The organism is Micromonospora sp. B11E3, from assembly GCF_039871625.1.
Taxonomy (GTDB): domain Bacteria; phylum Actinomycetota; class Actinomycetes; order Mycobacteriales; family Micromonosporaceae; genus Micromonospora.
On the sequence record NZ_JBDPMC010000045.1, the window covers coordinates 1 to 12,671 of the forward strand.

A 12,671-nucleotide genomic window follows, 5' to 3' on the forward strand; every position below is an offset into this window, starting at 1 on the left:
GATCACCCAACGGGTCGTGCATTGAGTGATATCGATGAGACTAGGTGTCGGTGATCCCGGTGACAAGAACGTGATAGAAGCTGGGCAATGTAACGATTTGGCGTCCCCGGCTGTGACGAACGCCCTGCTCCGAGCGCATTCCGCACACTTTCGGCCGCGGTGCGGTCCGCCATTCCGCCGACGATGTGGATCATTGGCTGACCTGCCCCCGGCCGGTTCGGCTGAGGCGGTATCTGCCAGGTACGCTGGCTGCGCTCGCCCGTTGTGGGTCGGCACCCAACTGCGTACACAGTCAGGAGTGCCCCTTGCCTCGCGTCGTCGTCGACGTCATGCTCAAGCCCGAGATTCTCGATCCGCAGGGCCAGGCCGTCGCAAACGCGCTGCCCCGGCTCGGCGTCAGCGACGTCGCCTCCGTCCGGATCGGCAGGCGGATCGAGATCGATTTCACCGGCGAACCGGACCTGGACCGGGCCCGGGAGATCGCCGACAAACTGCTGGCCAACCCGGTCATCGAGGACTTCACCGTCCGCGTGGTCGAGGCCGACGAGACCGCGGGCGCCCAGCCGTGACCGCCCGGGTCGGTGTGGTGACGTTCCCCGGCTCACTGGACGACGGGGACGCCGCCCGGGCCGTCCGGATCGCCGGCGCCGAGCCGGTCCGGCTCTGGCACGGTGACCCGCACCTGCACGGGGTGGACGCCGTCGTCCTGCCCGGCGGGTTCTCGTACGGCGACTACCTGCGCTGCGGCGCCATCGCCCGGTTCGCCCCGGTCATGGACACCGTGGTGGACGCCGCCCGGGGCGGCCTGCCCGTGCTCGGCATCTGCAACGGCTTCCAGATCCTCTGCGAGGCCCACCTGCTGCCGGGCGCGCTCACCCGCAACCAGCACCTGCACTTCCGCAACCGCGACCAGGTCCTGCGGATCGAGTCCGTCGGCACGGCGTGGACGAACGCCTTCCAGCCCGGCCAGGAGGTGCTGATCCCGGTCAAGAACGGCGAGGGCTGCTACGTCGCCGACGCCGCGACGCTCGACCAGCTCGAGGCCGAGGGCCGGGTCGTCGCCCGCTACCTCGGCGGCAACCCCAACGGGTCGCAGCGCGACATCGCCGCGATCACGAACTCCGCCGGCAATGTGGTCGGCATCATGCCGCACCCCGAGCACGCCGTGGAGGCGCTCACCGGCCCCTCCCTGGACGGCCTCGGCTTCTTCACCTCGGTGCTCAAGCACCTGGTGGGGGCCCCGGCGTGACAGTGCGCGGCACCATCGGTCGGCTCCACCGCCCCGACGGCGGCGAGCGCAGCGAGGAGAGGTCATGACCACCCATCCGGATCCGGCGGTACGGGAGATCCCCGGCGCGGCGGAGCCCGTCGCGGCCACCGTGGCGCCGCAGACCGGCCCGGTCGACCCGGCCCGGCCCGTCGACCCCGTCGCGCACCCGGCCCCGTACGCCCAGCCGGCCCCGGCCGGCGACTGGGCGCAGTCCCTGGACACCGTGCCGCACGCCGCGGCCACCCCCGGCGAGCTCCAGCCGTACGCCGAGCTGGGCCTGCGCGACGACGAGTACGACCGCATCCGGCACATCCTCGGTCGCCGTCCCACCCAGGCCGAGCTGGCCATGTACTCGATCATGTGGAGCGAGCACTGCTCCTACAAGTCGAGCAAGGTGCACCTGCGCCAGTTCGGCGAGAAGGCCCCGCCGAGCGACCGGCTGCTCGCCGGCATCGGGGAGAACGCCGGCGTGGTCCAGGTCTCCGACGAGCTGGCGGTGACCTTCAAGGTCGAGTCGCACAACCACCCGAGCTTCGTCGAGCCGTACCAGGGCGCGGCAACCGGCGTCGGAGGCATCGTCCGGGACATCCTCGCCATGGGCGCCCGCCCGGTCGCGGTGATGGACCCGCTGCGCTTCGGTGCCGCCGACCACCCCGACACCGCCCGGGTGCTGCCCGGCGTGGTGGCCGGCGTCGGCGGCTACGGCAACTGCCTCGGCCTGCCCAACATCGGCGGCGAGGTCGTCTTCGACCCCTGCTACCAGGGCAACCCCCTGGTCAACGCCCTCTGCCTCGGCGTGCTGCCGGTCGACCGACTCCAGAAGAAGGAGGCCGCCGGCCCCGGCAACGTCGTGGTGCTGATGGGTGCCAAGACCGGCCGGGACGGCATCGGCGGCGTGTCCGTGCTGGCCAGCGCCACCTTCGACGAGGGCAGCGAGCAGCGTCGCCCGTCCGTGCAGGTGGGCGACCCGTTCACCGAGAAGCTGCTGATCGAGGCGTGCCTGGAGCTGTACGACGCCGAGCTGGTCGTCGGCATCCAGGACCTCGGCGGCGCCGGGCTGACCTGCGCGCTCACCGAGACGGCCGCCGCCGCCGGCACCGGCATGCGGGTCTGGCTGGAGCGCGTCCCGCTGCGCGAGCCCTCGATGGAGCCGCACGAGATCCTGGCCAGCGAGTCCCAGGAGCGGATGCTGCTGGTCGTCGCCCCGGACAAGCTGGAGGCGGTGCTCAAGACCGCTGAGAAGTGGGGCGTGCTCGCCACCGCCATCGGCGAGGTCACCGCGCCGTCTCCGGACGGCCAGCCGGGCCGGCTGCTGGTCACCTGGCGCGACCAGCCCGTGGTGGACGTCCCGCCGGGCTCGCTGGTCGACGACGGCCCGGTCTACGCCCGGCCGATGCGTGAGCCGGCCGACCTGATCCTGCTCCAGGCCGACCGGGCGGAGACGCTGCCCCGCCCGACCACCCCGGAGGCGCTGCGCGAGACCGTGCTGCGCATGATCGCGTCGCCGAACCTGGCGGACAAGACCTGGGTCACCGAGCAGTACGACCGGTACGTGCTGGGCAACACCGTGCTCGCCCAGCCGGAGGACTCCGGCGTGATCCGGATCGACGAGCGCACCGGCCTCGGCGTCGCCCTGTCGGTCGACGGCAACGGCCGGTACGCCCGCCTCGACCCGTACCACGGGACGAAGCTGGCGCTGGCCGAGGCGTACCGGAACGTGGCGGTGACCGGCGCGACACCGATCGCCGTCACCAACTGCCTCAACTTCGGCTCGCCGGAGGACCCTGGCGTGATGTGGCAGTTCGCCGAGGCCGTGCGCGGCCTGGCGGACGGCTGCCTGGAGCTGGGCATCCCGGTGACCGGTGGCAACGTCAGCTTCTACAACCAGACCGGCCCGGCGGCGATCCACCCCACCCCGGTGGTCGGCGTGCTCGGCGTGCTGGACAACGTCGCCGACCGGGTGCCGATGGGCTTCGTCCCGCGCGCCGCGGGCGACCACGACCAGCTCTTCCTGCTCGGCGAGACGCACGTGGAGCTCTCCGGCTCGGAGTGGGCCTGGGTGACCCACGAGCACCTCGGCGGCATCCCGCCGCAGGTCGACCTCGCCCGGGAGCGCCAGCTCGCCGACCTGCTGGCTGAGGCGGCCCGGGTCGGCCACCTCAGCTCGGCGCACGACCTCTCCGACGGCGGTCTCGCGCAGAGCCTGGTCGAGTCCTGCCTGCGGCGCGGCGTCGGCGCGAAGATCGCGCTGCCGGAGCAGTTCGCCACCGGCTCGCTGCCGTTCGTGTTCCTGTTCAGCGAGTCCGCCGGGCGGGCCCTGGTCTCGGTGCCGCGCGGCCACGAGAAGGCGTTCGCCGACCTCTGCGCCGAGCGCGGCGTGCCGTGGGAGCCGATCGGCGTGACCGACCCGGCCGGCGGCGCCCTGGAGCTGGTCGGCCAGTTCCGGATCGGCCTGGACGAGCTGTGCGCCGCGCACACCGCCACGCTGCCCCGGCTCTTCGGCGGGTCGGAGCCGGCCGGGGTGGGCCAGCCCATCCAGGCCGCCCCGCCCGCGCGTTCCGCCGCCCAGGCCACGACGGCCGGCCAGGCCACGACGGCCACCCAGGCCACGACGGCCGCTCCGGTGGCCGGCGAGACGGAGGCCGGGGCCGATTCGGGGCCGGCCGTCCACGCGGAGCCGGAGCCGTCGGCTCCCGCCGGGCCGGGGGCGCCCGTTCCCGGCGCGCCGGAGGCGTTGGCTCCCGCCGGACCGGAGGCGTCCGTTCCCGCCGGGCCGGAGACGGCCGCGGGGCCGGCACTTTCCGCCGAGTCGGCGGGCGACGCCGAGCCGGACGGGGCCGTGACCGGGCACGGCGACGAGGCGGCCCGGGCCGACGCCGGCCCCGGGCCGAGCGCCCCGGACTCCGGTGACCCGGAACAGCGGGCGACGACCGACGAGCGCTGAGGCGATGGCCGCGGCCGTCTTCGCCCAACCCGGCTCCGGCGCCCGCTTCGACTGGGGGCTGACCGGGGCGGCGGAGCTCGGCCGCGTCTGCGCCGTCCTGGTGGTGGTGGACGTGCTCTCGTTCACCACCGCCGTCGAGGTCGCCGTCGCCCGGGGGATTCGCGTCCACCCCTTCCCGTGGGGCGAGCAGGCGGCTGAGTACGCCCGCCGCGTCGGCGCGGTCTCCGCCGTCGGCCGCCGGCAGACGACCCCGGAGCATCCGTGGTCGCTGTCCCCGGCAGCGCTGCGCACCGCGCCCGTCGTCGCGGACCTCGTGCTGCCGTCGCCCAACGGCTCGGCCATCAGCGCCGCGGCGAGCGCCACCGGGCTGCCGGTGGTCGCCGCCTGCCTGCGCAACGCCCGGGCCGTCGGGCGCTGGCTGCGCGAGCAGGGGTACGGCTCGACGGCCGCGCCGATCGGGGTCGTCGCGGCCGGCGAACGCTGGCCGGACGGCTCGTTGCGCCCCTCCGTCGAGGACCAACTCGGGGCGGCGTGCGTGCTCGACGCACTGTCCGGCGCGCCGGGTGGGCTGTCGGTCGAGGCGGCGATGGCACTGGCCGTCCTGACCAGCACGCCGGACGTGCCGGCGGCTGTGCGGGGATGCGTCTCCGGCCGGGAACTCGTCGAGGGCGGCTTCCCGGCCGACGTGGAGGTCGCGGTCCAGGTCGGCGTCTCCGAGGTGGTCCCGCTGCTACGGCAGGGCGTCTTCTCCGCCGCCTGACGGCCTGGGGTTGCACACACCCGCGTCAGGTCGCGTGCAACAAACACCCCCCTTTTCCAGAGCCGCCCGGCCGCGTCGGGAACGAAAGAGGTGGCTGCCCGATCAGTCGGGCAGCCACCTCTACGCGTTCGGTGGGTGGGTGGAGCGGGCCGGGCGTCAGTCGTCCAGCCAGTCCAGCCGGCGACCGCCCCGGTCCTGCTGCGGCGCGCCGTCCGACCGGCCCCGGTTGCCCTGGGGCGAGTCCCCGTAGTAGCCGCCGGCCTGCTGGTCGTACCCGTCCTGCTGGCCGTAGCCGCGGTCGTCGTAGCTGCCGCGCTGCCGCGGCGGCTCCTGGCCGTAGCCGCTCTGCTGACCGTAGCCGCTCTGCTGGCCGTAGCTGCCCTGTTGGCCGTAGCTGCCCTGCTGGTCGTAGCTGCCCTGCTGGTCGTAGCCGCCCTGCTGGTCGTAGCCGCCCTGCTGGTCGTAGCCGCGGTCGTAGCCCTGCCGGCCGGAGTCGTATCCGCCGCCGGTGTCGCCGTCGTATCCGCCGCCCTGCCGGCCGTACCCGCCGCCGTAGCCACCGCTGCTGTCGCCGCCCCGGCCGTACTGCTGGGTCTCGCCGTACCCGGGCTCCTGCTCCGGCTGATAGGTGGTCGTCGGGTACGGGTCGGCCGCCGGCGGGGTGTACGAGCCGGTCGACTCGCCGGTGTAGCGGCCGGTCGGCTCGTCGTAGCGCTCGCCGTAGCCGCCGCCCTGGCCGCCGTAGCCGCCCGCGGGCGTGCCGTAGTCGCGGCTGCCGTAGCCGCCGCTGGACGCCGGGGCGTCGTCGCCGTAGCCGCCGTAACCACCGCCGGAGGCTGGTGCGTCGCCGTAGCCCCCGCTGCTCGGGGAGCCGCCGTAGGCGCCGCCGGACGCCGGGGCGTTGCCGTAGGCGCCGCCCGAGGCGGGTGCGTTGCCGTAGCCGCCGCCGGACGCCGGAGCGTTGCCGTAGCCACCGTCGGAGGCTGGGGCGTTGCCGCCGTAGCCGCCGGAGGCGGAGCCGCTGCCGTACCCGCCGCCGGAGGCCGGGGCGTTGCCGTAGGCACCGCCCGAGGAGGGCGAGTTGCCGTAGGTGCCCGCCGAGCCGTAGCCGCCCGGGCCCTGCGGCTCGTCGCCGTAGCCGCCGCCAGCCCAGCCCTGCTGGCCGCCGGGGCCGTACGAGGGCGGCGGTGCGCCGTACGGGTCCGGCGGTACGTCGTCGACGACAGGCTGGTGCAGCATCGTCGGCGCGTCGCTGAGCGAGGCACCGGCGACCATCGTCCGGTCCGAGCCCATGCCGGCCCGGTTGACCACCCTGGTCTGGTCGTCCGCTCCGTGGTACGCCCCCCGGGCGGCAGGCACGCCGCCCGCCGCGGCGGCTCCCGCCGGCGCGGCGTCGGTGTCGTCGTCGCCGTTCTCCCGGCGCTTCATCCAGAGCAGCACCATCGTGCCGACGCCGACCGCCACGAAGAGGCCGCCGAGCAGGATCAGCAGCCAGTTGCCGAAGCCGGAGTCCTCCTCGGCCGCGGCGTTCTGCTGGGCCCCCGCGCTGGCCTCGGCCGACGGGTCGGTGACCTCCTCGGTGGGCTCGTCGGTCGGCAGCGCCTCCTCCGTGGCCTCGGGGGTGGCGCTCGGCGTCACCTGGACCGGGATCGCGAGGCTGATCCGCTGACCGGTCACGGTCTGCCCGCCGCTGGCGTTGAAGCTCTTGGTGGCGCGGACCTCGCCCTTGACGGCGCCGAGAGTGAGCCGGCCCGGGGCGATCGGGTTGCTGCTGCTGCCGGAGAACCGGAAGTTGCCGCTGCCGTCGCTGGTGGTGTTGAGGACCTTGCCGGTGCTGTCCTGGAGCATGACGGTCGCGTTCGGCACGGGGTCGCTGTTCGCGGCGACCACCACCTTGCCGGAGACCGACTTGACGGTCTGCGCCTGCGTCGGGCTCGGAGCCGCCTGAGCCTTCACCGTCAACGAGAAACTGTCGCTCTTGCCGGAGACGGTGACGGTTACCTGTTGCCCGTCGACGCCGGGGGCGTTGTCGGCGGCCCGCAGCCGGATCTCCTGCGTCTCACCCTGAGGGTCGTTCACGACGACCCTGCCGCAGCCCCCGACGCAACTGACGCCCTGGGGCAGCCCAGCCAGGCTGATGTTGGCGCTCTCCACCGGGCCGTCGGGGGTGATGGTGACGCTCACGGAGGTCTCGTTGCCCGCCTGCACCGAGGTGGACTTGGGCGACACCTTGACATCTGCGACGGCTAGTGCAGGTGTTGCGGGGACGGCGAGCAGCGCGCCGGCTACCAGCGCTACGACCACACCGGCCCGCTGCTTCCAGGCACGTCGGTGTGTTGACACGTCCACCGCCTTCCGGTCTGACCTCCCCCGGGCCGGTCGCCGGGCCGGGGATCATCACGGTACGAAATACGCCGTCGGCAACTATGCCTTGTCCGACTCCGTCAGCGCGACCCAGGGCCAGCGTCGAAAGCGTCGGACCCGGGTCGTATTGTCCCGTCGTGTCCTCTCCGCACCCAAAGTCCGCGGCGGTTGCCGCGACGTTCGCCGCCCTCGACGAGGGTCGTACCCCCGAACGGGCGGTGTTCCGGGAGGCGGTCCGTGCCCTGTTGGCGGCCCTCGCGGAGCGTGTCCCCGGCCGATCGGTCGAGGTGCGTGTTCCACCATACGGCGCGGTGCAGTGCGTACCCGGGCCCCGACACACCAGGGGCACGCCGCCGAATGTCGTGGAGATGGATCCGGTCACCTGGCTGGAGGTCGCGACGGGTCGCCGAGGGTGGGCGGAGGCGGTCGCCCAGGGGCGCGTACGGGTCAGTGGTGTCCGTGCCGACCTTTCTGTCCACCTTCCGCTCGACCTGGGCGAATAACTCTGCGAGATGGGTAACACAGAGCTGCCGAATCGTGACTTTCTGTATCGATCCTGGTTCGCGTACACTGTCAGGCGACGACATGGCCCGGCCGAGCAGCGCGGATTCAGCCCCGTGACTTCGCCCGGCCAGTCCCGACCAGCATGAGGGAGCGGCAGGTGCCCCGAGGCGACGGCCGGCTGAGCCACGACCTTGACCCCCAACGACCCGGCCCCCAGGACGCGTGCGGCGTCTTCGGCGTCTGGGCGCCGGGGGAGGAGGTCGCCAACCTGACCTACTTCGGGCTCTACGCCCTCCAGCACCGTGGCCAGGAGGCCGCCGGGATCGCCGTCAGCGACGGCTCCGGCGTGGTGGTCTACAAGGATCTCGGCCTGGTCGCCCAGGTCTTCGACGAGCCCACCCTGGCCAGCCTGCGCGGGCACGTCGCGATCGGGCACGCCCGCTACTCGACCACCGGCGCCTCGACCTGGGAGAACGCCCAGCCGACGATCCGGTCCACCAGCGCCGGCACCACGATCGCCCTGGCCCACAACGGCAACCTGGTCAACACCGCCGAGCTCCAGCGCGAGGTCAGCGAGCGTGGGCTGGCCACCGACGGCTCGACCAACGACACCTCCCTGGTCACCATGCTGCTGGCCAGCCGGCCGGATCTCTCGGTCGAGGCCGCCGCGCTGGAGGTTCTGCCCCGGCTGCGCGGCGCGTTCAGCTTCGTCTTCATGGACGAGTCGACCCTCTACGCGGCCCGCGACCCGCACGGCGTACGCCCGCTGGTGCTCGGCCGCCTGGAGCGCGGCTGGGTGGTGGCCAGCGAGACGGCCGCGCTGGACATCGTCGGCGCGAGTGTGGTCCGCGAGATCGAGCCGGGCGAGCTGATCGCCATCGACGAGAACGGCCTGCGCTCCGCCCGGTTCGCCGCGCCCGAGCCGAAGGGCTGCCTCTTCGAGTACGTCTACATCGCCCGCCCGGACGCCACCATCGCCGGCCGGAACGTGCACGCGGCGCGGGTGCAGATCGGCCGCCAGCTCGCCAAGGAGCACCCGGTGGAGGCCGACCTGGTCATCCCGGTGCCGGAGTCGGGCACGCCGGCCGCGATCGGGTACGCCGAGGAGTCCGGCATCACCTACGGCGCCGGCCTGATGAAGAACCCGTACGTCGGGCGGACGTTCATCCAGCCGTCGCAGACCCTGCGCCAGCTCGGCATCCGGCTCAAGCTCAATCCGCTGCGGGAGAACGTCCGCGGCAAGCGGCTGGTCGTGGTCGACGACTCGATCGTGCGCGGCAACACCCAGCGGGCCATCGTGCGGATGCTGCGCGAGGCGGGCGCGCTGGAGGTGCACGTCCGGATCTCCTCGCCGCCGGTCAGCTGGCCGTGCTTCTACGGCATCGACTTCGCCACCCGCGCCGAGCTGCTCGCCAACGGGCTCGACAACGAGGGCATCCGGCGGTCGATCGGGGCCGACACCCTGGGTTACGTATCGCTGTCCGGCCTGATCGCCGCGACCGAGCAGCCGAAGACCCGGCTCTGCCGGGCGTGCTTCGATGGGGAATACCCGATTCCGCTGCCGGCCGGGAACCTGATCGGCAAGCACGTGCTCGAAGGAGTGGGACGCCGCGTCGCCAGCACGGCACCGGAGGATCCCGACCGCACCGTCCCACCACTCGTCGCCACTCCGGGCGGCGCGACCGCACACCGCCCATAGCACCGCCCGACGCGGTCTGGACCGGCCACTGCCGGCGCCCGCGAGAACCACAAAGGGGAGAACCGTGACGCACGTGTCCGAGCGCAGCGGCACCGAAAGCAGCCCGACCGGAACCGGCGCCGACCGTCAGCCCTGGACGGCCGGGGCCGGCCGCGCCGCGCGCAAACGCTCGGTTTCGTACGCCGAGGCCGGCGTCTCGATCGAGGCGGGTGACCGCGCGGTCGAGCTGCTGAAGTCCAAGGTGCGCCAGACCCGCCGGCCCGAGGTCCTGGGTGACCTCGGCGGTTTCGCGGGCCTGTTCCGGCTCGACACCACGAAATACCGCAACCCGATCCTGGCGTCGTCCACGGACGGGGTCGGCACCAAGCTGGTGATCGCCCAGCAGCTCGACATCCACGACACGATCGGCATCGACCTGGTCGCCATGGTCGTGGACGACCTGGTCGCCTGCGGCGCCGAGCCGCTGTTCCTGCTCGACTACATCGCCTGCGGCGAGGTGGTTCCGGACAAGGTCGCCGAGATCGGCGCCGGCATCGCCGACGGCTGCCGGTACGCCGGCTGCGCGCTGCTCGGCGGCGAGACGGCCGAGCACCCCGGCGTGCTGCGCCCGGACGAGTACGACGTCTCGGCCACGGGCGTCGGCGTGGTGGAGGAGAGCGAGATCCTGGGCCCGGAGCGGGTCGAGGTCGGCGACGTGGTGATCGCCATGCGCTCGTCGGGCCTGCACTCCAACGGCTACTCCCTGGTCCGGCACGTGCTGCTGGGCGCGGGTCGGATGCGGCTGGACGTGGTGATCGAGGACTTCGGCCGGCAGCGCACCCTCGGTGAGGAGCTGCTGACCCCGACCAAGATCTACGCGAAGGACTGCCTCAAGCTGATCGCCGAGGCGGAGGTGCGGGCGATCGCCCACGTCACCGGCGGCGGCATCCCCGGCAACCTCGTCCGGGTTCTGCCCGAGCACGTCGACGCCGTGGTCAACCGCTCCACCTGGAAGCCCCAGCCGGTCTTCGACCTGATCCAGTCCAAGGGCCGGATCGAGGACGCGGAGATGGAGGCCACGTTCAACATGGGCGTCGGCATGTTCGCGGTCGTCTCGGCCGAGGACGCCGACCGGGCCCTGGCCACGCTGACCGGGCGGGGCGTCGACGCGTGGCAGGCCGGCGAGATCATCGAGGGCACCGGCAAGGTGCAGATGGTGGGGCAGCACACCCGCGGGTGATCACACTGCGTTGATCATCCGGGCACCTGATCGGGGGTTCACCCGAGTGGCCATCGCCGCCTAGCCTGAAGGGCGCCTTCGGGCCAGGAAGGAGGGTGATGGCTGCTCGGGTACGGCCGATCGGCGGAATGCGCGGCATCGCTGCGGTCCCGTCGTACGTCGTGATGCAGCCCACCACGCTCTGCAACCTGGACTGCGCGTACTGCTACCTGCCGTTGCGGGCCGTCGACCGGCGGATGTCCGTCGAGGTGGCCGAGGCGGTGGCCGCCTCGGTGAACCCGTGGGCGGCGGCCGGGCGCTTCTCGGTGGTCTGGCACGGCGGTGAGCCCCTCGCGGCCGGCCGGGAGCACCTGGCGGCCCTGCTCGCCCCGTTCGACCCCGCGGTGGAGCACCACGTGCAGACCAACGCCACCCTGGTCGACGACGCCTGGTGCGAGTTCTTCGCGGCGCACCGGATGCGGGTCAGTGTCAGCGTGGACGGCCCGCGCGGGCGTAACGGCGACCGGGTCACCCGGGCCGGCCTGCCCGCGTACGACCGGATCGTGCGCGGGGTGGCCGCGCTGCGCCGGCACGGGCTGCCGTTCTCGGCGCTGGCCGTGGTCAGCGACCCGACGCCGGGGCGCGCCACCGAGCTGTACGACTACTTTCTCGGCCTCGGCTGCGACGTGTTGGGCGTCAACATCGAGGAGACCGAGGGCGTCAACACCCGCGGCAACGCCCACGAGGCGGTGGCGGTGCGGGCGTTCTGGGCCGAGCTGGTGGCCGCCTGGCGGCGGGCGCCCCGCATCCACCTGCGCGAGGTGGAATGGTCGCTGCGGTACGTCGGGGCGGTCCTCGCCGGCACGACGGACGATCTGTTGCCCCGCCGGCTCGACCCGATCCCCACGGTCGGCCACGACGGGTCGGTGACCGTGCTCTCGCCGGAGCTGGCCGGCTTCACCGACCCCCGGTACGGCGACTTCAGCAGCGGTAACGTCCTGACCACGCCGCTGGCCGAGATCCTGGCCGGCGCGGCGGGGACGCCCTGGGTCGGCGAGTTCCTGGCCGGCGTGGAGGCGTGCCGGGGGTCCTGCCCGTACTTCGGCTTCTGCGGCGGCGGCCACGCCGCCAACCGTTACTTCGAGCTGGGGCGTTTCGACGGTACGGAGACCGACCACTGCCGCAACAGCAAGATCCGCCTACTGGAGGGAGTGTTGGACCATGCCCGAGACCACCGGACACCGGCTGTCTGAGCGCGCCGGGGCCGCTGTCGTCGACCCGGTTGCCCAGCGGGTGCGGGAGGCCGCCCCAGGGATCACCGCGCTGCTCCGCGACGCGGAGGACGCGCGCCGGCTGCGGTCGGAGGTGGCGGGAGGCGAGGGTTCCGGCGCGGTCTGCGCCTGGAACCACTTCGAGAACATCCCGACGTTCTACAACTGGAACAACCGGCCCCGCTGAGACGACTGCCCGCGATCAAGGACCTGCCGGTGTTTCCGGATGCTCCGGCACGGCAGGCCCCTGATCGTCGGTGAACGCCGCCTCACGATGGGCACATGCGTGAGCACGCGGGGCTCACCGCGTGCTCAGATGTGACCGGGGGTCAGCGGGTCGGGCGGACCCAGGGATCCGGGTCCTCGTCCGCGTGGTCCTCGTCATCGTCGTCGACATACTCTTTGTAGTCGTCGTCGAAGTCGTGGTCCGACTTGCGGCTGCCGCCGAGTTCTCGCTGCAAGGCGGCGAGGTCGGTGTTCGGGGAGTGGTACTTCAACTCCCGGGCCACCTTTGTCTGCTTGGCCTTAGCACGGCCGCGCCCCATGGCTCGACCCCCTCGCACAGAATGCGGGGCAGCCCGAAGGCGGGCCCCGATGACGTCAGGCATCTCTCGTGGCTCTTACGGTACATGGGGATGCCACCGTTCGGCACCTCGGGTTA

General features: G+C 73.0%; 11 protein-coding genes. 9 read left to right on the forward strand and 2 right to left on the reverse strand.

Annotation, left to right across the window (positions count from 1 at the left end):
• Positions 1 to 305: 305 nt before the first annotated feature.
• The 4 genes from purS to ABGB16_RS21245 all read left to right on the forward strand — a co-directional run bounded on the left by purS (position 306) and on the right by ABGB16_RS21245 (position 4,974).
• A complete protein-coding gene (purS, locus tag ABGB16_RS21230) occupies positions 306 to 569 on the forward strand; it encodes a phosphoribosylformylglycinamidine synthase subunit PurS (protein WP_347669839.1) in 264 nt (87 codons plus the stop codon).
• On the forward strand, positions 566 to 1,249 hold the full coding sequence (gene purQ, locus ABGB16_RS21235) for a phosphoribosylformylglycinamidine synthase subunit PurQ (protein ID WP_347669840.1): 684 nt from the start codon (positions 566 to 568) through the stop codon (positions 1,247 to 1,249). The genes purS and purQ overlap by 4 nt, the downstream gene beginning before the upstream one ends.
• A gap of 64 nt (positions 1,250 to 1,313) precedes the next feature.
• A complete protein-coding gene (gene purL / locus ABGB16_RS21240) occupies positions 1,314 to 4,214 on the forward strand; it encodes a phosphoribosylformylglycinamidine synthase subunit PurL (protein ID WP_347669841.1) in 2,901 nt (966 codons plus the stop codon).
• A gap of 4 nt (positions 4,215 to 4,218) precedes the next feature.
• A complete protein-coding gene (locus ABGB16_RS21245) occupies positions 4,219 to 4,974 on the forward strand; it encodes a 2-phosphosulfolactate phosphatase (protein ID WP_347669842.1) in 756 nt (251 codons plus the stop codon).
• Between the two features lie 156 nt (positions 4,975 to 5,130).
• Here the strand turns inward: ABGB16_RS21245 and ABGB16_RS21250 are convergent, their stop codons facing one another.
• Positions 5,131 to 7,317 (reverse strand): carboxypeptidase regulatory-like domain-containing protein, encoded by a 2,187-nt coding sequence (locus ABGB16_RS21250; RefSeq protein WP_347669843.1) that lies wholly within the window; start codon positions 7,315 to 7,317, stop codon positions 5,131 to 5,133.
• Between the two features lie 158 nt (positions 7,318 to 7,475).
• On the opposite strand from ABGB16_RS21250, the gene ABGB16_RS21255 reads away from it, so the two are divergent.
• The 5 genes from ABGB16_RS21255 to amcA all read left to right on the forward strand — a co-directional run bounded on the left by ABGB16_RS21255 (position 7,476) and on the right by amcA (position 12,197).
• Complete coding sequence (locus ABGB16_RS21255) at positions 7,476 to 7,841, forward strand: sterol carrier family protein (protein WP_347669844.1); 366 nt, start codon at positions 7,476 to 7,478, stop codon at positions 7,839 to 7,841.
• Between the two features lie 158 nt (positions 7,842 to 7,999).
• A complete protein-coding gene (gene purF, locus ABGB16_RS21260; protein WP_347669845.1) occupies positions 8,000 to 9,541 on the forward strand; it encodes an amidophosphoribosyltransferase in 1,542 nt (513 codons plus the stop codon).
• Between the two features lie 64 nt (positions 9,542 to 9,605).
• Positions 9,606 to 10,760: a phosphoribosylformylglycinamidine cyclo-ligase gene (gene purM, locus ABGB16_RS21265; RefSeq protein ID WP_347669846.1), complete on the forward strand. Its 1,155-nt coding sequence runs from the start codon at positions 9,606 to 9,608 to the stop codon at positions 10,758 to 10,760.
• A gap of 128 nt (positions 10,761 to 10,888) precedes the next feature.
• Positions 10,889 to 11,992, forward strand: a complete 1,104-nt coding sequence (gene amcB, locus ABGB16_RS21270; RefSeq protein ID WP_347669891.1) for a cyclophane-forming radical SAM peptide maturase AmcB — start codon at positions 10,889 to 10,891, stop codon at positions 11,990 to 11,992.
• On the forward strand, positions 11,961 to 12,197 hold the full coding sequence (amcA, locus tag ABGB16_RS21275) for a multiple cyclophane-containing RiPP AmcA (protein WP_347669847.1): 237 nt from the start codon (positions 11,961 to 11,963) through the stop codon (positions 12,195 to 12,197). Before amcB ends, amcA begins: the two co-directional genes overlap by 32 nt.
• A 142-nt stretch (positions 12,198 to 12,339) precedes the next feature.
• On the opposite strand, the gene ABGB16_RS21280 is transcribed toward amcA, so the two are convergent.
• Positions 12,340 to 12,555, reverse strand: a complete 216-nt coding sequence (locus tag ABGB16_RS21280) for a DUF3073 domain-containing protein (RefSeq protein ID WP_347669848.1) — start codon at positions 12,553 to 12,555, stop codon at positions 12,340 to 12,342.
• Positions 12,556 to 12,671: the final 116 nt, after the last annotated feature.